Origin of the sequence: Microbacterium shimangi (assembly GCF_043556445.1) — a bacterium.
Lineage (GTDB): Bacteria > Actinomycetota > Actinomycetes > Actinomycetales > Microbacteriaceae > Microbacterium.
On sequence record NZ_JBIGII010000003.1, the window covers coordinates 296,219 to 316,701 of the forward strand.

A 20,483-nucleotide genomic window follows, 5' to 3' on the forward strand; every position below is an offset into this window, starting at 1 on the left:
CGGATGCTGCGGACTCGATCGAGTCCGCAGCATCCGCTCTTCTCGTGTCTGTCAGCCCTGGTGAGCGCGGCGTCGGCGCACGAGGAGAAGCAGTGCACCGGCGAGCAGCAGCCCGCCCGCTCCCAGCGCCCACGGCGCATTCGCCGAGGCATCCGACCCGGTGGCCGGCAGGTCGCCGTCCGTCGAGGGGCGTCCGGTGGGGTCACCCGTCCCGTCTGAGCCGTCGTCGCCCGGCCCGCCGGTGCCCGGGTCATCCGTTCCGGGATCGTCCGTTCCGGGGTCATCCGTTCCGGGGTCATCCGTTCCCGGGTCGTCCGTTCCCGGCTCTTCGGGGTCGACCGCCGCGGCGATCACGGTGAACTCCGACACCCGCGAGTAGTCGACAGCGCCGTAGGGGTCGCTCGTGCGGACGTACCACCCGTGCTCGCCCAGTTCGTCGAGCGACCAGGTCGCGGTCAGGATCGATCCGCTCGCGACGTTCTCGAACGAGGCGATCTCGTTCGGGGTCAGGATCTCGGCGGTGAAGCCATCGGTGCCGAGGGTGCGCACGCCGGGCTCGATGCCGAGCTCGTCGTACGTGAGCTCGAACTCCTGGTGCACGTAGGGGTTGTCGGGATCCTCCGGGTCGACCGGCGCGATGAGGTTCGCGTCGTCGGAGTTGTAGTCGTCGAGCGAGGGCGAGTAGGTGCGCACCATCATGCGCTCGCCCTCGTTGTCGAAGTGCAGCAGCCGCAGGTACCCGAGTCCACCTTCCGGCAGGCCCTGGTAGTCGAACAGCATCGAGTACACCGTGCGGTCGTTCACCCCGTCGCCGTTGTCATCGAACGAGTCCTCACGGGTGAGGGCGTCGTGGTAGTGGCCCGAGAACACCATCTTGACGTTCGGGTTGGTCGCCACGACCTCGTCGAGGATCCGCTGCGGGATCTCGCCGAGACCGCCCGTGGTGAGGATGAACTCGTGCTGCGCGATGATCGCGACACGGTCGGGGTACTGCGCGAGCACCTCGTTCATCCAGGCGATCTCTTCGTCGCCGGGGCCCCATCCCTGGAACACCATGATGAAGTCGATGCCACCGGCGGAGACCAGGTCGTAGTGTCCACGGTTGTCCTGGTAGCTCTCGCCGTACCAGGGGTTGTCGGCGTAGCGGTCTTCGCCGAACCACTTGCTGTAGGGGCCGTAGTCTTCCAGCTCCTGTCCGACGTCGTGGTTACCGGCCAGCACTCCGTAAGGGAGTCCGGCGTCGTCCAGTCGCTGGTACTGCGGGCTGGCGTTGTCTTCCCACTGGTAGTTCTGGTCCCAGTCGTCGACGATGTCGCCGGTGTGGAACACGTACTGCAGGTTCAGCTCTTCGCGCTGGTCCAGCAGGTACGAGTGGATCGCCTCCTGGTGCTTGAACGGGTCGCCCGGCATCGTGTTCTCGTTGTAGTACTGCGTGTCCGACTCCCACCCGAGGGTGAAGTCGTAGTCGCTGCGCGCCACGTCGTCGGGGTTGTGCGGGGTGATCTCGCTCTCGCGGGAGCTCAGGTTCTCACCCGCGAATCCCTCGGAGTGCTGCACCAGCATCCGCACCTTGCCGTCGATCGTGTGCGCCGCGGCATCGACGATGCCCGACAGCTCGAACTGCTCGTCGTCGGCCGTCGCGACGTGACGATCGACCTCGTCCCAACCGGAACCGTCTGCGCGCATCGCGTAGAGGAAGACGGCCGCGTCTTCGTTCGCGCGACCCTCCCACGTGGCACGCACCTGCGAACCCGCAACGGCCTCGTCGACCGTGATGTCGAACATCTGGTACGGGAACTCGGCGTCCGAAGACACCTCGGTGTCGGTGCCGTCGATCGGGGCCAGCGCGAGCATCTCGTCGGCCGAGAGCACTCCGGCCTTCTCGCGCTCGATGTCGAGCGCGTCGTTGACGGTGCCCGACTGCAGGGTCACCTCGCCGTCCTCGAGGTCGAATCGCTCGCCCTCGAAGAAGGCCACATCGAGCTCGTCACCGGTGGGGTCCTCGACCTTGGCCTGCAACGTCACGTCGCCGGCTTCGACCTCGGCACCCTCGGTCGGGGCGAGGGCCCCGGCCGACGGCTGCTCTTCGTAGGTCTCGAACGTCGACGACCACTCCTCGGTGTTGCCGAGTGCGTCGGTCGCGGTGATCTCCACGACGTGGTCACCCGCTTCGAGCGTGACCGACGAGGTCGTGTAGGGCAGGGTGATCTCTTCACCGTCGAGGGTCGCCACGGTCGATGCGACGCCGGAACCTGCATCGGTGATGTCGGCGTCGATGACGATCTCGCCCTGGTAGGCGGTGCCGTCGACGATCGTCGATTTCACGACCGGCGCGGTGTTGTCGACCTTCACCGTGCGGGTGGCCGAGTCGGCACCGTCTGTGGCGACGATGGCGACCAGTCCGTCTTCACGGGTGGTCGTGTCCCATTCCGTGGTGACCGCCGAGAAAGCGTCGGCCGGGAGCGGGAACCGTGCGTCGAAGTAGTCGAGCTTGCCCGTGCTGCCGCCGGAGGCGTTCACACTGTCACCCATACCGAGCACCTTCGACGGGTCGTCGTAGCCGATCGGGGTGATCGTGCGGCCGTCGGGCAGCACCAGGCGGAGGTTGCGGATGTCGAAGTCGTCGTTGTTCTCGCCGAGGTCGATCTCCGGAGCCTTCTTGGTACCCGCCCAGACGCTCACGACGAGCTCGTCGCCCTGTCGCACGTAGGTCAACGGCGCCGCGGTCGTGAGGGTGGTCCACTCGTTGATCGTGTTGTCGAACACGCGCAGCACATCGTCGCCGATGCGGACGCCGTTCTTGAAGTAGAAGTTCACTCCCGTGACCTCGAAGGCGAACGCGGGAGCACGCTCCAGGCTCGGCTGCGTCTCGACGCGGTCACCGCCGATCGACAGCTGCACGTCGGACGGGTACTCGTCGCCCGCGGCGATGACGTCGGTGACTCCCGAGACGAACTGGTCGTCGTCGAGGTTGAGGCGCACCGGCGCGGTGTCGATCCCTTCGATGGCGACGCGCGTCGTCTCGAGGGTCGTCTCGTTCGTGCCGTCGCTGACGACGACCGAGTACTCGTACCAGGCCTTGCCGATGAGGTCGACCGCGGGAATCGTGCGGGTGTAGACCTGCTCGCCGCCGTCGATCAGGTTGATCGTCAGCGGATTCGGGTCGACGTCGTTCGCGAGCGTGAGCGTCGCCGTGCGGGCGTCGACGTCGTCGGAGATCTCGAAGGTGAGATCGAAGTCGACGGACGAGTCGATCGACGTGGCGGTGCGGTCGGTGATGGTCGGTGCCACCGTGTCGGCGGGAACGATCTCCAGGCCCGCGGGAACCTGATCGGCCTGCACCGCACCGGGAGTGGCCGGTGCGAGGTCGAGCAGACGCCCCGTCGAGGGGTCAGCGTCGCCGGCGATGTAACGGATGCCCTGGTCGGGGATCACGTCATCGGTCGGGAGGTTCATGTTGTAGAAGGCCCGGCTGACCGTGTGGTCGGTGTTCGTGACGATCTCGATGCCACGGGCACTGCCATTGGCCATACCCGCGCTCGTGATCTCGACGAGGTTCTCGCCCATCGTGAGCGACGTGCCGAAGGCTGCGTTGAATTCCGCTGCGCCGAGCGCGGCGTTGCCGCCGTTCTTGATCCAGAAGACAAGGGTCTCGCCGCCGGGAATGACGACGTCGGCAGGAACGGCCGGCCAGAGAGCCGACGTTCCGTTATCGGGGTAGAGGTACTTGACCGAGTAATCCGAGAAATCGATGTCGGAGCTGGTGGCGTTGTAGATCTCGATGAACTCGTAGCCGTCAGAACCGCCGAGGTTGATCGCGGAGTCGGGAAGCACCTCGGTCACCTGCAGCGACGCGGTGTCGAGGGCAGCATCCGGCTGCGGGTCGAAGCCCGGGGTCGAGTCGTGCGGGGCAGCCGGCGGGGTCGTCGGCTCGGTGGTCGGTTCCGGGGTGGGCTCCGGCGACGGACCGACGAGGGCCGCGGGGTCGACGACGCCCGGGGTTCCGGCGACGGGGCCGGCGAGGACCTCCATGCCGAGGTCGGAGACGTCGGCGGGGATCCGGAAGTTCGCGGTCAGGTTCTGCGCGACCGAACCGGTCGGGTAGTACGACCAGCTGATGCTCGCGTCGTTCTGCAGAACTCGGACGCCGCGGTTTCCTCCGTTGGCCATGCCGTTCTGACCCGTCACGCGGACGATGCGGGTGTCAGCGGATGCGCCCCACGCGGCGCGGAAGTCTGCGTCGGATTTCGCGAACGAGTCGACGTTGCCCGAGGTGTAGCTCAGCCAGAACACGACGGTCTCGCCCGCCGCGATGACGGTCGGGGTCGAAACCGCGAGGGGCACGTCGCGGGCCCGGTCGTCGGTGTCGACGTAGGAGTAGGCGAAGGAGTATCCCTGACCGGCCAGGTCGATGGGGTCGGCGGTGGGGTTGTGCACCTCGAAGAACTCGAAGTTGTCGTCGCCGGTGCTGTCGGGCGCGACCTCGGTGACGATCAGCGGCCAGTTGCTGGCGGGGCCGGGCTCGGGCTCCGGCTCGGGGTCGGGCGTCGGACGCACGAGCGCCTCGGGCGCGACCGCGCCGGGCGACTTCGCGGCGGCCGTGGCCAGCACGTCGAGGCCCAGGTCGGTGGCATCGGCCGGCAGCCGGAACTGCGCGGCCAGATCGGCACCCAAACCGCCGGACGGAACGAACGACCACGAGACGGTCGCGTCGTTCTGCACGACGCGGACACCGCGGTCGCCGCCGTTCGCGATTCCCGACTGTCCGGTGAGCCGGGCGACCTTGGTCGTGGGGGCGACCGAGTGGTACGCGCGGAACTCGTCGACCGTGTGGGCGAACGAGTCGAGGGACGTCGTGGTGTAGCTGACCCACAGCAACGCGGTCTCGCCGGCGGCGAGCACGAGCGGCTCGGCGGTCAGGGCCTTGTCGCCGGCACGGTCGGCCGTGTCCGAGAACATGTAAGAGAACGAGTAGCCCGCGGCGGCCAGGTCGATCGGCGCGTCGGTGGTGTTGTGCACCTCGACGTACTCGTAGGTGTCGACACCCACGGTGTCGCCGACGATCTCGGTGACGACGATGGGTGGCGCGGGGACGGGTGCGGCGGTAGCGGTCGGGGCGACCGCGAGAGCCGCGAACAGCGCGACGACGACGCCGACTGCGGGGAGTGAACGAGGAACGGGCACGAAAACCAGGCCTTCCGGGGGAGAAGTACAAACGAGCCGACCGTACGCACGGCGAACGTCACGGGCGTGAACTGCTGACGGTGTGCGGGTGGACAGCGGGTTACGGACCACGTCACCTTGATGTGATACGTATTAGCTAGCTCGACCAGCGTCAACCGTCACTGACGCGCAGCATCCGGTCACGACGTTCGACCCACGCCTTGCGTCCGCCCCGTAACCTGGGAGACATGACCGATCGCCGCCTCGCCGTCGAGGCCTGGGAGAGCCTCTTCCGCGCGCAGCACGAGGTCTTCGACGAACTCCGCTGCGACTTCGAAGGCACCGACATGTCGCAGGCGGAGTACGACGTTCTCCTCACCGTCACCCGGGCTGAGGGCATGACCGCACGACTGCGCGACGTCACCGCCAACATGCTCATCAGCCAACCCAGCGTCTCGCGCCTGGTCGACCGCATGGTCGCGCGCGGACTGCTGGCGAAGTGCCCCGATCCCGATGACGGCCGCGGAACACTGGTGCGCGCCACCGAAGTGGGCACCGCTGCGTTCCGACGGATCGCCTCGACGCACGGCGCCTCCATCGCCCAGCGGATGTCGCGGCTGTCGGACGAAGAGCTCGGCCAGTTGCGCGATCTCGCCGCGAAGCTCCGCGTTCCGCGACCCCACGCCTGACGGGCAGCGAACGGTAACCTGAACGGGCACACCGTCAACGAGGTCGGAGCCGCCTCGCGGACCCGACCCCTTGCCTCGAGGATCGGAGGTTCCATGCCCACGACAACGCACCCTCTTCGTACAGAGAAGGTCATCATCGGCGAACCCGAGGTCGTCGAAGACGGCGGTGCCGTCGAGTCGAGCGACGCGTGGCTCTCGCTCAAGGCCGCCGCCATCGCCCTCCAGGGGCTGCAGGTCGAAGACGGTTCGATTCCGGATGCAGTGCACCACCCGGCGGCGAGCGAGCACGTCGCAACGATCATCGCCGCGATCGCGACTCTCGCTCCCCGGTTCCCCACCGACGAGGCGTACCTCGCGGCCTCGATCGCCGACTTCGAGAAGTGGCGTGCTCAGGCGTTCGGCGTCCCCGACTTCCTCGATTCACTCGTCGCTTTCCAGCCGCAGCGCGACCGGGTCGACGGCATCCGGCACCTCGTGGTGTTCCCCATGTACACGCAGAACGGCACGCGGAGCCGCTTCGTCGAAGCCCTTCTCGTCGAGACGATCTGGCCCGAGTTCATCTCGCGACTCGAGCAGGAGTACACCAACCGCCTGTTCGTGTCACTGCGCCTCGTGGACTTCACCCCCGGCTACGACACGAACTCCGCGGTGCTCTTCCCCGAGACCGTCTCGATGCGCGAAGTGCCGCCGTTCACCTGGGGGGCGATCTTCCAAGACCGTGAGGCAGCGCGGTACCGGCGGGTCGTGCGGGCGGCAGCCGAGATCACGAAGCTCGACCTTCCGCCGGCGGCGGCGCGGATGCTGGATGACCGCGCACTCACCGAGCAGACGTTCGTGATGTGGGATCTCATCCACGATCGCACCCACATGCGCGGCGATCTGCCGTTCGACCCGTTCATGATCAAACAGCGCATGCCGTACTTCTTGTACTCGCTCGAAGAGCTGCGCTGCGACCTCACCGCGTTCCGGGAGTGCGTCGCGATCGAGCGGCGTCTGCAGGATCGCGTCGACGCCGGCGCCCCGCTCGATGCGGCTGAGATGGCGATGCTCGAGCACGCGACCCTCGTGCAATACGCGGTGATCTTCGATCGGATCTTCCGGTTCGCGATCACGGGCACCCGGGTGCGCAACTACGACGGAGTGGGCGGTCAGCTGCTGTTCGCGTGGCTGCATCAGCGCGGAGTGCTGCACTGGACCGACACGGCTCTCACCTTCGACTGGGAAGAGGTGCCGGCCGCGGTGGTCGCTCTCGGCGACGCGATCGACGAGCTGTACTGGAAGTCGATCGACCGCCCGAAGACGACGCACTGGCTCGCGGCCTACGATCTGGTGCGCAGCACCCTCGAGCCGCATCCGGCGTCGGCGTGGGCTCGCGGGCTGGGCGACGACGTGCTCGCCGGGGCGCCGAAGGGCTTCACCGACGCCGTACGCGACGACGAGTTTCCGCTGTCGATGTTCTACGAGGCCCTCGAGAAGAAGATGCGCCCGGTCATCGCGTCGACGGCGGGCATCCGCGCCGACGACGCCTGAAGCGCGGGTGCGGGTGCGGCGCTCACCCGCACCGAATCGCGCATGCGGCCCGGTTCACTCGCACGTCGGGGCGGGCGAACCGGGCCGACGTGCGTTCACCCGCACCGAAGAGGGATGCCCGCGCCGAAACGCGCACTTCGGTGCGGGTGAGCGCGAAGCGGGGGGATGCTGAGGCCCGACCGCCCTGCGAGACTGGGGCGATGGACACCGAGGTCGCCTCCCCCGCAGCATCCGACTCCGCAGCATCCGCCGACTCGCCGACCAGCGACGTCACGGGCCGCACCATCCTTCTCGCGGGCGGTACCAGCACCGCGGGGATCACCGCAGCGGTCGCGGTCGCGCGTGCCGGCGCGCAGGTGATCGTCGCGGGCCGCGACCCCGAGAAGCTCGCGCGCGTGGTCTCGGCGGCACCCTCCGCGCTGACGGTGGCGACCGACCTCACCGACGAGGCCGCGGTCACCGAGCTCGTGCGGCAGGTGCACGGCGAGGTCGGTGCCATCGACGGCGTTCTGCACCTCGTGGGCGGGTGGCGCGGCGGCGGCGGGCTCGCCGGTCAGACCGATGACGACTACCGCTTCTTGGAGCGCTCGCTCACGGCGCTCCGATTCGTGTCGCGCGCTTTCGCCGCCGACCTCGGCGCATCCCCCGCGGGGCGGCTGGCGATCGTCTCGTCCACGGCGGTCGCGCACCCGCTCGCCGGCGGCGCGAACTACGCCGCCGTGAAGGCGGCCGGCGAAGCGTGGACGCGCGCGGTCGGCCAGGGCTTCGAGAAGACCGCGCGCGACGAGGGCCGCGAACTCAGCGCCGCCGCGGTGATCTTCCGCGTGAAGAGCCTCGCCGGTCTCGAGGGGGCACTGGCCGATGCGTTCATCGCGCTCTGGGCCGACGACGCCTCGGACTGGAACGACGTCATCGTCGAGCTCGGCGAAGCCGAGGGAAACCCCGCCCGCTGACGCTCAGCGTCTCTCCGACCGCTCGGCACCGCTGTTCGTCGCGGGCTCTGCCCCCGCGTCCGCCGAGGTTTCGGCTGCCGGGTCCGCCGAGGTTTCGGCTGCCGCGTCCGCCGTCGACTCGGGGTCGGGCGATGGCTCGGGAGCCTCTTGGTACCGCGCCGACAAGATGCGGTACGACCGCGTCGAGAAGGCGACCAGCGCGATGACGATCAACACGAGGCCCGTGATGACGAAAACGAGCGCGATACCGCGCGCCTCTCCTTCGCCGAGCAACCATCCCCAGGTCGCCCTCCCCGTCTCGCCGTTCATGTACGGGATGATCAAGAACTCCGCGAGGGGTGCGATCAGGAACGCCGTGATGGGCGCCGCGGCCGACTCGAATGCCGCCGCGAACCCGAAGACCCGCCCCTGGCGGCGGAACGGCACGACCCGCTGGATCACCGTCTGCTCGGCGGCCTCGACCGCCGGGACGAGCGCCATGTAGACGAAAATGCCCACCGCGTAGAGCCACCACCAGTCGCGGAGGGTGAAAGCCGCCCCGATGACCCCCATCCCGACCACCACGAGCAGCATGGTGCGGATCGGATTCTTGCCGAGCCCGAACTTCGCGATGACGAGCCCGCCGATGATGAAGCCTGTCGCCGACACCCCGAGCACCAGCCCCCACACCTCGACGCTGAACAGCTCGAGGCCGTAGGGATCCATCAGCGCCATGTAGACGCCACCGATGAGGTTGTTGAAGGTCGAGAAGATGATCAGTGCGAACAACCCCGGAGAGGCGGCGATCGCGGCGACACTGCCCCGCAGATCGATACCCGAAGAGCGGTCGCCGTCGCGCACGGGGGCATCTTCGGGGATGTCGAGCGCAAGCAGGTGCACCAGCGCGACGAGGGTGAACGCGATGGCGATCGCGAGGGTCCACCCCATGCCGAGCAGGCCGATCGCGAGGCCGCTGAAGACGCTGGTGACGACGAACGCGATCCCCTGCACCGTGCCGACGAGGCCGTTCGCGTTCGCGTGACGGTCGACCGGCATGAGCAGCGTGACCGTCGTCGACAGCGCGATGTTGCGCATGTTCTCGACCACCGAGCCGAACAGGATGATGCCGGCGAACAACCAGAACCACGGCCCGCGCAGGTCGAGCAGGGCGGCCTCGGGGAAGAGCAGGTAGAGCACCCCGCCGATCGAGAAGGCGACCAGGGTGATGACGCTCGAGAAGACCATGACGCGGTGCTTGCGGTGGCGGTCGACGATCGATCCGAAGAGCATCGCGAAGACGGCCAGCAGCAGCATGTAGGCACCGCCGATGATGCCGGTCGCGAGCACCGACTCGGTCTCGATGTACACCCAGAACGTCAGCGCGAACCAGAGGAAGCTCGTCGTGATGTTCGCCGCGGCCGTGTTGATGAGGACCTGCGCGAAAGTGCGTGGGCCGTGCGCGGGCGGTACGACGCCCGCCGGTGCCGTGGTGGGCACATCGGGTTCGAGCGGATGACCGGACATAGAGGCAGGGTACCCAGCACCCCCGACACGGCGCATGCGTCCATGCGCGCGCATCCGTCCTCCGCGCCCGCGCCTAGGCTGGGTTGCCGTGACGACCCTCCATGACACCGCCGTGCGCGGCTTCGCCTCCGACAACTACTCCGGCGTGCACCCGGAGGTGCTCGCCGCGATCACGGCGGCAAACGACGGCCACCAGGTGGCCTACGGCGCCGACGTCTACACGGCCCGCCTGCAGGAGATGTTCGCCGCCCATCTCGGCGAGGGCGTCGAGGCGTTCCCGGTGTTCAACGGCACCGGCGCGAACGTCGTCGGACTGCAGTCCATGCTGCCTCGCTGGGGCGCGGTGGTCACCGCCTCGACCGCGCACATCAACGTCGACGAGGGCGGAGCCCCCGAGCGGGTCGCCGGTATCAAGCTCCTCACCGTGCCCACGGACGACGGCAAACTCACCCCCGAGCTCATCGATCGGGAGGCCTGGGGCTGGGGCGACGAGCACCGCGCGCAGCCGCTCGTCGTCTCGATCACCCAGTCGACCGAACTCGGCACCGTGTACACGCCCGAAGAGGTGCGCGCGATCGCCGACCACATCCACCCGCGCGGCATGCGCCTGCACATGGACGGTGCGCGCATCGCCAACGCCGCGGCATCCCTCGACCTTCCGCTGCGCGCCTTCACCCGCGATACCGGAGTGGACGTGCTGAGCTTCGGCGGCACGAAGAACGGGGCGATGATCGGCGAGGCCATCGTCGTGCTCGACCCCTCAGCATCCGAGGGTCTGCGCTTTCTGCGGAAGCTGAACATGCAGCTCTCGAGCAAGATGCGCTTCGTCTCGGCGCAGCTCATCGCGCTTCTCGAGGGCGACCTCTGGTTGCGGAACGCTCGACACTCCAACGCTCTCGCACAGCGCCTGCGCGCCGGCGTGGAAGCCGGAATCGCCGACGGATCGGTGCGGGGAGTCGCTTTCACGCAGCCGACGCAGTCGAACGGCGTGTTCGCGACGCTCCCCGAGGGGGTCGCCGATCGCCTGCGCGAACGCTTCCGCTTCTACGACTGGGACGAGGCGCGCCGCGAGGTGCGCTGGATGTGCAGCTTCGACACGACCGAAGAAGACGTCGACGCATTCGTCGCTGCCGTCGCCGAACTCACCTGAGTTCCGCGGCGGCCGGGAGACCCGTCAGCGCCGCAGGCGCGTGGCGATCAGGATCACGTTCGCGATCGCGATCGCGCCCCACAGGAAACCGCCGATCCACGAGCCGACCGGTGAGCCGACCCCGGTGCCGATCTCGACGAAGTAGAGCACGCTGAGGCCGACCGAGACGACGGCGGCGACGGTGAACAGGACGATCGAGAGTCCGCTGCGCGATGACTGGGGTGTGCTCATGATGCGACCCTAACGGCGCTCGCGAGGTTTCTCGGCGGGCCTTGACTAATGCAGCGCCCCGACGCTGGCGAGGGCGAGACGGATGAGCGTGCCCCGCCCGCCTTCCATCTCGGCGGCGAGGGCATCGGATGCTGCTTCCTCGGGCGAGAGCCAGGTCACCTCGAGTGCGTCCTGGCGCGGTTCGCAGGTTCCCGTCACGGGGACGACGAACGCGAGCGAGACCGCGTGCTGCCGGTCGTCGTGGAACGCGCTGAGCCCGGGCATGGGAAAGTACTCCGCCACGGTGAAGGGCGTCGGCGAGGGCGGCAGCAGCGGGAACGCCATCGGGCCCAGATCGTTCTCGAGGTGGCGGAAGAGCGCGTCACGGACCGTCTCGCCGTAGCGGATGCGCCCCGACACGAGAGTGCGGGTCATCTCGCCGATCGGCGTCGCGCGCAGCAGGATGCCCACCTGCACCACCGCGCCCATCCCGTCGGTGCGCACGGGGAGCGCCTCGACATAGATCATCGGCAGGCGTCGCCGCGCCTCGGTGAGTTCGATATCGCTCAGCCACCCCGGGTTGCCGTTGCTCTGCGTCGACGGGGTGCCGAACGTCGAGCCCAGCGGATCGCGGGGGCTCTCGTCGCCGTTGTCGTCGGGGTCGGGATCAGGGGTGCGCACGGGCATGCTCCCTGTATATCAACACTGGCGGGTTTCGGGCGAGAGCGCGGGGGTGCCGACATCGGGGGCTCCTGCGACACTGGGGGCATGAGCGAGACCCCACCTCTCGACCCGTCGGTCATCCGCTGGTCGGCCGACCCCGCCGAGCGGGCCGACCGTCCGCTGCTCGTCGTGCTGCACGGGTACGGCTCCGACGAGTCCGACCTCTTCGCGCTCGCGGTGCATCTGCCGTCCGAGTTCGTCGTGGCGGCGGTTCGCGCGCCGCTCACCCCGCCGTTCCCCGCTCCCGGCTACTCCTGGTACCCGATCGAAGGGCTGAACGGTCGCGATCCCGACGCCGTCACCGCCGCGGCCGAGCGGCTGATCGAGTGGATCGACGCGGCATCCGACGCACCACTCGTGGGGCTCCTCGGTTTCTCCCAGGGCGGCGCCGTGGCGCTCCAGGCGTTGCGGGTCGCCCCCGAGCGGTTCGCCTTCGCCGTCAACCTCTCCGGCTACGCCGCCCCCGGCGAACAGCCCGCAGACGCGGCCCTCGCCGTTCGACGCCCGCCCGTGTTCTGGGGTCGCGGCTCGCTCGACGAGGTCATCCCCGCCGAACTCATCGCGCACACCGTCGATTGGCTCCCCGCCCACGCCGAGTTGAGCGGGCGACTGTACGCCGGGCTCGCGCACGGCGTCTCGGGCCCAGAACTCGAAGACGTCCGCGCGTTCCTCGACAAGCGGTTGGCGGATGCTGCGCCCCGCGATCCTGCGGGGGGTGCGCCGCCGCATCCGCTCGGCTAACATCGAAAACCCCTGTTCCGAGCAAGAGGATCCCTCCGGTGAAGATCGTCGTCGCTTCCGCGCCCCTGTTCGTGCGCTGAACCGTCGACCCGCCGTAACTCGGTAGACCCGCCCCCGTTTCGGGGCGCTCGGTCCGGTGTCAGTGCTCAGCACCCATCGGAGCACTTTTGCCTACCCCACTTCTCTCTTTCGATGCCGTCTCCCTCGAATGGAACGACGGCTCTCTCGCCCTCCACGATGTCTCGGGGGCTTTCGGCACCGGCCGGACGGGCCTCGTCGGCCGCAACGGTTCGGGCAAGTCGACCCTGCTGCGCCTCGCCGCAGGCGAGCTCGCGCCGACGTCCGGCTCGGTGCATCGAATCGGTCGCGCCGCGTACCTGCCCCAGCGCCTGACCCTCGACGTCGACCGACCCGTCGCCGACCTGCTCGGGGTGGGCGCGGTCCTCGCCGCTTTCCGTGCGATCGAGTCGGGCGACCCCGACCCGCAGCACTTCGATGCGGTGGGCGACGACTGGCACGTCGAGGCCCGCGCTCACGCTGCCCTCGCCGAGGCGGGGCTCGAACCGGCGGCACTCGACCGGCGCCTGGGCCAGCTCTCGGGCGGGGAGGCGGTGCTCGCGGCGATCGCGGGGATCCGGATGAGCGGCGCCCCCCTCGCCCTGCTCGACGAACCCAGCAACAACCTCGACCGTGGCGCGCGCGAACGCCTCGGCGCGCTGGTGCAGGGATGGCGTGGCGCTCTTGTCGTGGTGAGCCACGACGTCGAGCTTCTCGAGCTCATGGACGACACCGTCGAGCTGTACGACAACCAGCTGTCGTTCTTCGGTGGCCCCTACTCGGCATGGCGCGCGTGTCTGGACGCGGAACAGGATGCTGCGCGCCGCGCCGAACGCGACGCCGTGCAGTCCGAGCGTCGCGAGAAGCGGCAGCGCATCGAGGCCGAGACCACGATCGCGCATCGGAAGCAGATGGGCGCGAAGGCCTTCGTCGAGAAGCGCGAGCCGAAGATCGTCATGGGCAACCGCAAGCGGGCGGCTCAGGTGTCTGCCGGAAAACTCCGCGGAGAGATGCGTGACAGCGAGACCGCAGCCCGGTCGGCCCGAGAGGCCGCGGAGCAACGGGTCCGCGGAGACGACGGCATCCGCATCGACCTCCCCGACCCCGGGGTCGCCACCGGCCGCCGCATCGCGACGCTCGGCGACCGTGAGCGCTCGTGGGTGATCCAGGGACCCGAGCGGGTGGCCCTGATCGGGGCGAACGGGGTGGGCAAGACCCGTCTGCTCGAGCAACTGATGACGGGTGAGGGAGAACGCGGTGAGCTGCACACCGACCGGGTCGGATACCTCTCGCAGCGGGTCGACGGGCTCGACGACGCGGCAACGGTGCTCGATGCCCTGCGGCAGGCGGCGCCCGAGGTGCCGACCGGTGAGCTGCGCAACCGATTGGCGCGGTTCCTCATCCGCGGCGATGCCGTGGAGCGGCCCGTCTCGACACTGTCCGGCGGCGAGCGCTTCCGGGTGGCGCTCGCTCGACTGCTCCTCGCCGAGCCTCCCGTGCAGCTGCTCGTGCTCGACGAGCCGACGAACAACCTCGACCTCGATACGCTCGACCGGCTCGTCGAAGCTCTCGACGCTTACCGCGGGGCGGTGCTGGTGGTCAGCCACGACCGCGTGTTCCTCGACCGACTCTCGCTCGACCTGACGCTGACTCTCACGTCCGACGGACTCGCCGCAGGCTGATGGGGTCAGTCCCCGCCGCCTCCGCCGCCCCCATCTCCGCCGCCGCCGTCAGAACCGCCGCCGCTGTCGGGCGTACTGTCGTCGCCGGGTGTGCTGTCGCCGTTGTCCGACCCGCCCCGATCGCGGCCGTCTCCGGTCGTTCCGCCGACGGCCCCGCCGTCGGCGCCGCCCGCGGTGTTGCGCCGGGCGCCGTCGCCCGCCGATGCGAACGCGATCCCGAAGGCGACGCCGAGGCCGGCGCCGATGCCTATTCCCGCACCGATGTTGCCGAGAGCGACACCGATCGCGACACCGATGGCGACGCCCATGATGAGGCCGGGCACCATTCCCCGCGCGTACGAACCGGAGCTTTTCGTTGTCACGACGATTCCCTCCCCTGGGCTGCTGATTCGTGAGAACAGTATCCGCAGCGCTTCCGCTCCACCTCCGTCGTGCGGCGGAGTCGTCAAGCCCGAGCCGATGTCGGAGGCCCGAGAGAAGATTGATCGATGAGCGACGTGCTCGAACGATTCAGCCCCGCGACCCAGGATTGGTTCCGCGGAGCGTTCGCGGCGCCCACCAGCGCGCAGGCCGGTGCGTGGGAGGCCATCTCGGCGGGGCGCAGCGCACTCGTCGTCGCCCCGACCGGGTCGGGCAAGACGCTGTCGGCGTTCCTCTGGGCGATCGACCGGGTGTTCCGCGACCGGGTGGCCGCCGCCGCCCGGGAGAAGAAGACCGACGCCGCGGTCGCCGCCGGCGGCCGACGGCGCGGGGCGACGACGTCGAACACGCGAGAAGCGAGAGCGCAGGGTGAGCCCCGCACGCGCGTGCTCTACATCTCACCGCTGAAGGCGCTCGGGGTCGACGTCGAGCGCAACCTCCGCTCCCCGCTCGTCGGCATCGGCCAGTCGGCACGGCGCCTCGGGCTCGAAGCGCCGTCGGTGACGGTCGGCGTGCGCTCGGGCGACACCACGTCGAGCGACCGCCGCAAGCTGGTCTCCGATCCCCCCGACATCCTCATCACGACTCCCGAGTCGCTGTACCTGATGCTCACGAGCCAGGCGGGTGACACCCTCCGCGGGGTTCACACGGTCATCATCGACGAGGTGCACGCGGTCGCCGCCACCAAGCGCGGCGCTCATCTCGCGGTCAGCCTCGAGCGCCTCGAGATGCTGCGGCGCTCCTTCGCCCTACGAGAGCCTCAAGGACCGGAGTATCGGCCCGCGCAACGCATCGGCCTGTCGGCCACCGTGCGACCCATCGACGAGGTCGCCCGGTTCCTCGGGGGCTCCGCTCCCGTCGACATCGTCGCGCCGAAGTCGACCAAGGCCTACGACCTCTCGGTCGTCGTTCCGGTCGACGACATGATGAACCCCCCGCCCCCGCCGGGGTCGGAGGCACCTGCTGCGGGCGGCGAAGACTGGTTCGCCGAGGGCTCGCCCGGTGAGAACACCGAGGTGACCGGGTCGGTGTGGCCGCACGTCGAAGAGGCGATCGTCGACCGCATCCTGAAGCATCGCTCGACCATCGTCTTCTGCAACTCGCGCCGTCTGGCCGAGCGGCTCACCGGCAGGCTGAATGAGATCTACGCCGAGCGGCTCGGCATCGAGTTGCCCGAGCCCGCCGTTCCGGCCGCCACAATGGCGCAGGCCGGGGCTTCGGCCGGGGCCGACCCCGTGCTCGCGAAAGCCCACCACGGCTCGGTCTCGAAAGAGCAGCGGGCGCAGGTCGAAGACGAGCTGAAGGCGGGCGTGCTCCGGTGCGTGGTCGCCACGAGCAGCCTCGAACTCGGCATCGACATGGGTGCGGTCGACCTCGTCATCCAGGTCGAGGCGCCGCCGAGCGCGGCATCGGGTCTGCAACGTGTCGGACGCGCCGGCCACCAGGTCGGCGAGGTCAGCAGGGCCGCGCTGTTCCCGAAGCATCGCAGCGACGTGCTGCACACGGCCGTCGTCACCGAGCGCATGCTGGCCGGCCAGATCGAAGCCATATCGGTGCCGCAGAACCCGCTCGACATCCTCGCGCAGCAGACCGTCGCCGCGTGCGCCCTGGGCGCGATCGACGTCGAGGAGTGGTTCGAGACGGTCAAACGCAGCGCCCCGTTCCGCTCCCTCCCCCGCTCGGCGTACGAGGCGACGCTCGACCTGCTCGCCGGGCGCTACCCCTCCGACGAGTTCGCCGAGCTGCGCCCCCGCGTCGTCTGGGATCGTGATGCCGGAACGCTCACCGGGCGCCCCGGGGCGCAGCGCATCGCCGTGACCAGCGGGGGAACCATCCCCGACAGGGGTCTGTTCGGGGTCTTCATCGCCGGTGAATCGCAGAACGCGCGCGTCGGCGAGCTCGACGAGGAGATGGTCTACGAGTCGCGGGTGAACGACGTCTTCACCCTCGGCACGACCAGCTGGCGGATCGTCGAGATCACGCACGATCGCGTGAACGTGCTGCCCGCGTTCGGCCAACCCGGCAAGCTTCCCTTCTGGCACGGCGACGGACTCGGCCGGCCGGCAGAGCTGGGCGAGGCTCTCGGAAAGTTCTCGCGAGACGTCTCAGCGGCCGAGCATTCGAAGGCCGAGGCGAGGCTGCGCGAATCGGGTCTCGACGACAACGCGATCACCAACCTTCTCTCCTACATCGCCGAGCAGCGCGAAGCGACGGGCACCCTGCCGACCGATAAGACCCTGACCGTCGAACGCAGCCGGGACGAGGTCGGCGACTGGCGCGTGATCCTCCACTCGCCGTTCGGCATGCAGGTGCACTCCCCGTGGGCGCTGGCCGTGAACGCGCGCATCCGCGAGCGCCTCGGCGTCGAAGGGTCCGCCGTGGCGAGCGACGACGGCATCATCGCCCGCATCCCCGACGCGACGGCCGAGCCGCCCGGTGCCGACCTCTTCGTCTTCGATGCCGCCGAGCTCGAGCAGATCGTCACCGACGAGGTCGGCGGCTCCGCCCTGTTCGCCTCGCGCTTCCGCGAGTGCGCCGCACGAGCGTTGCTTCTCCCCCGCATCAACCCGAACCGGCGGTCGCCCCTCTGGCAGCAGCGCCAGCGCTCCGCGCAACTGCTCGAGGTGGCCAAGCGCCACCCGACGTTCCCGATCATCCTCGAAACGCTCCGCGAGGTGCTGCAAGACGTCTACGACCTGCCCGCGCTTCTTCGCATCTCGCGCAGCATCGCCGACCGGCGCATCCGGCTGGTCGAGATCACGACGTCGCAACCGTCGCCGTACGCGCGGGATCTGCTGTTCGGGTACGTCGGCGCGTTCATGTACGAGGGCGACTCCCCCCTGGCCGAGCGGCGCGCAGCCGCGCTCTCGGTCGATCCGGCCCTGCTCAGCGAACTGCTCGGCCGTGTCGAGATGCGCGAACTGCTCGACCCCGACATCATTGCCCAGTTCGAACGCGAGGCGCAGCGCCTCGCGCCCGATCGGCGGGCGCGAGGTATCGAAGGCGTCGCCGACCTCATCCGCATCCTCGGCCCTCTCAGCGCCGACGAGGTGGCCGAGCGCCTCGAACCCGCGGGCATCGAGGTCGTCGCCGAAGACGAGAGCGAGAGCTCCGCGACCGAGGCGGCAGCCCGCCGAGCGACGGTCGCCGAAGCATCCGCACATCTCGACGCGCTCGTCGACGATCGCCGCGCCATTCGGGCGACCATCGCGGGCGCCGCACGGGTCGCTGCGATCGAAGATGCCGCGCGCCTTCGAGACGCGTTGGGCGCGGCCCTCCCCGTCGGTCTCCCGAACGCGTTCCTCGAGCCCGTTCCCGACCCGCTCGGCGATCTCGTTGCCCGTCACGCCCGCACCCACGGACCCTTCACCGCGGATGCTGTCGCCCGACGCCTCGGCATCGGCATCGCCGTGGCTCGTCACACCCTGCAGCGGCTCGAATCCCAGGGACGGATCTCGAGCGGCTTCTTCCTCCCCTCAGCCGATGCCGGGGCGAGCAGCGGCGGTGCACGCAGCGATGAGACCGAGTGGTGCGACACCGAGGTGCTGCGGCGGCTCCGCATGCGCTCCCTCGCGGCCATCCGCGGCAGCGTCGAGCCGGTGCCGCCCGCCGCGTACGCCCGCTTCCTGCCCGTGTGGCAGCACCTGCAGCGGCCGCTCGAAGGCATCGACGGCGTCGCGGCGGTCGTCGAGCAGCTTGCGGGCGTTCCCATTCCGGCGAGCGCATGGGAGTCACTGATCCTCCCCTCGCGCGTTCGCGACTACGCCCCGTCGATGCTCGACGAGCTCACCGCAACCGGTGAGATCGTCTGGTCGGGCACCGGAACGCTGCCCGGACGCGACGGGTGGGTCGCCCTGCACCCCGCAGACTCCGCCCCCCTCACCCTCGCCGAACCGGAAGAAGAGGTCGCCGCCGAGTCGCTCGAGGCACGCGTCCTCGAGGCCCTCGCCGGGGGAGGCGCATACTTCGCGGCTCAGCTGCGCCAAGCGGCGAGCGCCGACAACGAGCAGTCCATCATCGACGCGCTGTGGTCGCTCACCTGGGCGGGTCGCGTGACGAACGACACGTTCGCGCCCATCCGCACGCTCGTGGGCGGCGGCGGCCAAGCGCACCGGGTGGCGCGCAAAGCCCCGCGAGCGCGGCTCTACCGCTCGGCAGCCGTTCCGCGAACCTCGACACCGCCGCGGCCGCCTGCGCTCGGCGGGCGCTGGTCGTTGCTTCCCGGTCGCGAGAGCGATCCCGCCGTGCGCGCGACCGCCACCGGCAGCCTGCTCCTCGACCGATACGGGGTCGTCACACGCGGCGCGGTGCAGGCCGAGGGCGTACCCGGCGGTTTCGCGCAGGTCTACCGCGTGCTCGCCGGCTTCGAAGAGGCGGGCCACTGCCGTCGCGGCTACGTCATCGAGAAGCTCGGCGCCGCGCAGTTCGCCGCCTCCGCCACCGTCGACCGCCTCCGCGAGTTCGCGGGGCTCCCCGACCCGGCTCCGCTGCGGGCCGTCACGCTCGCCGCGACCGATCCCGCCAACCCCTACGGCGCAGCGCTGGCATGGCCCGCCCTGGAGGGCATCACCCACCGGCCGGGGCGCAAGGCCGGCGGCATCGTCGTGCTGGTCGACGGCGAACTCGTTCTCTACCTCGAGCGCGGCGGCCGCACGGCATTGGCGTTCACCGACGACGAGGCCGTGCTGCAGGCGGCGACGCGCGAACTGGCGAGCACCGCGAAGAGCAGGCGCCTCGACACCCTCACCATCGAGCAGGTCAACGGCGCTTTCGTCTACGGCACTCCCGTGGGGCGGGCGCTGCGCGAGGGCGGTTTCGTCGAATCGCCGCGAGGGCTCACCCTGCGTCGCGTCACCGCGGGCGACGCGCTCCGCGAGGCGACGCGTGCCTGAGGGCGATACCGTCCACCGCGCCGCCGCCAAGCTCTCGGACGCACTGACCGGAACCGTCGTCACCCGCTTCGACATCCGCGTTCCCGGCAGTGCCACTGCCGACCTTCGCGGCGAGACGGTGCACAGCGTGATCCCCCGCGGTAAGCACCTGCTCGAGCGCATCGGCGGATACACGCTGCACTCGCACCTGAAGATGGAAGGCCGATGGGATGTCTATCCCCGCGGTGGCCGGTGGCGGCGGCCGGCCTACACGGCCCGCGCGATCGTCGGCAACGACCGCTGGGACACGGTCGGGTTCGACCTCGCGATGGTCGAGGTGCTGCGCACCGCCGACGAAGAGCGCATCGTCGGACACCTCGGCCCCGACCCCCTCAGCGACGAATGGGACCCTGTCGAGGCGGTGCGCCGCGTCGGCGGGGATTCGCGCGCAGCGCACGTCGCCCTGCTCGATCAACGGAACGTCGCGGGTTTCGGCAACGTCTATGCGAACGAGATGCTGTTCGTCCGCGGCATCGCGCCGACGACCCCCGCGACGGAAGTCGACGTGGCGGCGCTCATCGACCTGGGCGCTCGCATGATCCGTGCCAACCTGCCCCGGTCGGAGCGCACGTTCACCGGCGACACGCGACCGGGCCGCCGATTCTGGGTCTACGGGCGAGATGGCAAGGCCTGCCGCCGGTGCGGCACGCTCGTTCGGGCGGGCTCGCTCGGTGCGCAGGCGACCAGCGAACGCAACGTGTTCTGGTGTCCGAGGTGCCAGGCCGGCTGAC

The 20,483-nt window shown here is 69.7% G+C and carries 13 protein-coding genes; 8 read left to right on the forward strand and 5 right to left on the reverse strand.

Features of this window, described 5'->3' with window-relative positions; all coding sequences use genetic code 11:
* Positions 1 to 51 precede the first annotated feature (51 nt).
* A complete protein-coding gene (locus ACFXQA_RS03125) occupies positions 52 to 5,184 on the reverse strand; it encodes a lamin tail domain-containing protein (protein ID WP_394518330.1) in 5,133 nt (1,710 codons plus the stop codon).
* A 227-nt stretch (positions 5,185 to 5,411) separates the two neighbouring features.
* Here ACFXQA_RS03125 and ACFXQA_RS03130 point away from each other — a divergent pair, with 227 nt between their 5' ends.
* The 3 genes from ACFXQA_RS03130 (at position 5,412) to ACFXQA_RS03140 (ending at position 8,335) form a co-directional block, all read left to right on the forward strand.
* Positions 5,412 to 5,852, forward strand: coding sequence for a MarR family winged helix-turn-helix transcriptional regulator (locus ACFXQA_RS03130; protein ID WP_394518331.1), 441 nt, complete (start codon positions 5,412 to 5,414; stop codon positions 5,850 to 5,852).
* 93 nt (positions 5,853 to 5,945) lie between these two features.
* Positions 5,946 to 7,382, forward strand: a complete 1,437-nt coding sequence (locus ACFXQA_RS03135; protein ID WP_394518332.1) for a DUF6421 family protein — start codon at positions 5,946 to 5,948, stop codon at positions 7,380 to 7,382.
* 200 nt (positions 7,383 to 7,582) lie between these two features.
* On the forward strand, positions 7,583 to 8,335 hold the full coding sequence (locus ACFXQA_RS03140; protein ID WP_394518333.1) for an SDR family NAD(P)-dependent oxidoreductase: 753 nt from the start codon (positions 7,583 to 7,585) through the stop codon (positions 8,333 to 8,335).
* A gap of 3 nt (positions 8,336 to 8,338) precedes the next feature.
* On the opposite strand, the gene ACFXQA_RS03145 is transcribed toward ACFXQA_RS03140, so the two are convergent.
* A complete protein-coding gene (locus tag ACFXQA_RS03145; RefSeq protein ID WP_394518334.1) occupies positions 8,339 to 9,838 on the reverse strand; it encodes an MFS transporter in 1,500 nt (499 codons plus the stop codon).
* A gap of 88 nt (positions 9,839 to 9,926) precedes the next feature.
* On the opposite strand from ACFXQA_RS03145, the gene ACFXQA_RS03150 reads away from it, so the two are divergent.
* Positions 9,927 to 10,988: a threonine aldolase family protein gene (locus ACFXQA_RS03150; RefSeq protein ID WP_394518335.1), complete on the forward strand. Its 1,062-nt coding sequence runs from the start codon at positions 9,927 to 9,929 to the stop codon at positions 10,986 to 10,988.
* 24 nt (positions 10,989 to 11,012) lie between these two features.
* Here ACFXQA_RS03150 and ACFXQA_RS03155 read toward each other — a convergent pair whose 3' ends face one another.
* Both ACFXQA_RS03155 and ACFXQA_RS03160 read right to left on the reverse strand, forming a co-directional pair.
* Positions 11,013 to 11,219 carry a hypothetical protein gene (locus tag ACFXQA_RS03155; protein WP_394518336.1) on the reverse strand — a complete coding sequence of 69 codons (207 nt, stop codon included), beginning with the start codon at positions 11,217 to 11,219 and terminating at the stop codon, positions 11,013 to 11,015.
* 45 nt (positions 11,220 to 11,264) lie between these two features.
* Positions 11,265 to 11,885, reverse strand: a complete 621-nt coding sequence (locus tag ACFXQA_RS03160) for an NUDIX hydrolase family protein (protein ID WP_394518337.1) — start codon at positions 11,883 to 11,885, stop codon at positions 11,265 to 11,267.
* Positions 11,886 to 11,966: 81 nt separating this feature from the next.
* Between ACFXQA_RS03160 and ACFXQA_RS03165 the strand changes: the two genes are divergently transcribed.
* Together ACFXQA_RS03165 and ACFXQA_RS03170 are read left to right on the forward strand one after the other, a co-directional pair.
* Positions 11,967 to 12,662, forward strand: a complete 696-nt coding sequence (locus ACFXQA_RS03165; RefSeq protein ID WP_394518338.1) for an alpha/beta hydrolase — start codon at positions 11,967 to 11,969, stop codon at positions 12,660 to 12,662.
* A 167-nt stretch (positions 12,663 to 12,829) separates the two neighbouring features.
* Entirely contained in the window at positions 12,830 to 14,401 is a 1,572-nt protein-coding gene (locus tag ACFXQA_RS03170; protein WP_394518339.1) for an ABC-F family ATP-binding cassette domain-containing protein, read from the forward strand.
* A 5-nt stretch (positions 14,402 to 14,406) separates the two neighbouring features.
* Here ACFXQA_RS03170 and ACFXQA_RS03175 read toward each other — a convergent pair whose 3' ends face one another.
* Positions 14,407 to 14,763, reverse strand: coding sequence for a hypothetical protein (locus ACFXQA_RS03175; protein ID WP_394518340.1), 357 nt, complete (start codon positions 14,761 to 14,763; stop codon positions 14,407 to 14,409).
* Between the two features lie 126 nt (positions 14,764 to 14,889).
* On the opposite strand from ACFXQA_RS03175, the gene ACFXQA_RS03180 reads away from it, so the two are divergent.
* Positions 14,890 to 19,713: an ATP-dependent helicase gene (locus ACFXQA_RS03180; RefSeq protein ID WP_394518341.1), complete on the forward strand. Its 4,824-nt coding sequence runs from the start codon at positions 14,890 to 14,892 to the stop codon at positions 19,711 to 19,713.
* Complete coding sequence (locus tag ACFXQA_RS03185) at positions 19,706 to 20,482, forward strand: DNA-formamidopyrimidine glycosylase family protein (RefSeq protein ID WP_394518342.1); 777 nt, start codon at positions 19,706 to 19,708, stop codon at positions 20,480 to 20,482. The genes ACFXQA_RS03180 and ACFXQA_RS03185 overlap by 8 nt, the downstream gene beginning before the upstream one ends.
* The last annotated feature ends 1 nt before the right edge of the window (position 20,483 follow it).

Bases quoted from the DNA above. Each gene is read 5' to 3' on its own strand.
- ACFXQA_RS03130 (WP_394518331.1), top strand. From the start codon at position 5,412: ATGACCGATCGCCGCCTCGCCGTCGAGGCCTGGGAGAGCCTCTTCCGC.
- ACFXQA_RS03135 (WP_394518332.1), top strand. From the start codon at position 5,946: ATGCCCACGACAACGCACCCTCTTCGTACAGAGAAGGTCATCATCGGC.
- ACFXQA_RS03140 (WP_394518333.1), top strand. From the start codon at position 7,583: ATGGACACCGAGGTCGCCTCCCCCGCAGCATCCGACTCCGCAGCATCC.
- ACFXQA_RS03155 (WP_394518336.1), bottom strand. From the start codon at position 11,219: ATGAGCACACCCCAGTCATCGCGCAGCGGACTCTCGATCGTCCTGTTC.
- ACFXQA_RS03160 (WP_394518337.1), bottom strand. From the start codon at position 11,885: ATGCCCGTGCGCACCCCTGATCCCGACCCCGACGACAACGGCGACGAG.
- ACFXQA_RS03145 (WP_394518334.1), bottom strand. From the start codon at position 9,838: ATGTCCGGTCATCCGCTCGAACCCGATGTGCCCACCACGGCACCGGCG.
- ACFXQA_RS03165 (WP_394518338.1), top strand. From the start codon at position 11,967: ATGAGCGAGACCCCACCTCTCGACCCGTCGGTCATCCGCTGGTCGGCC.
- ACFXQA_RS03180 (WP_394518341.1), top strand. From the start codon at position 14,890: ATGAGCGACGTGCTCGAACGATTCAGCCCCGCGACCCAGGATTGGTTC.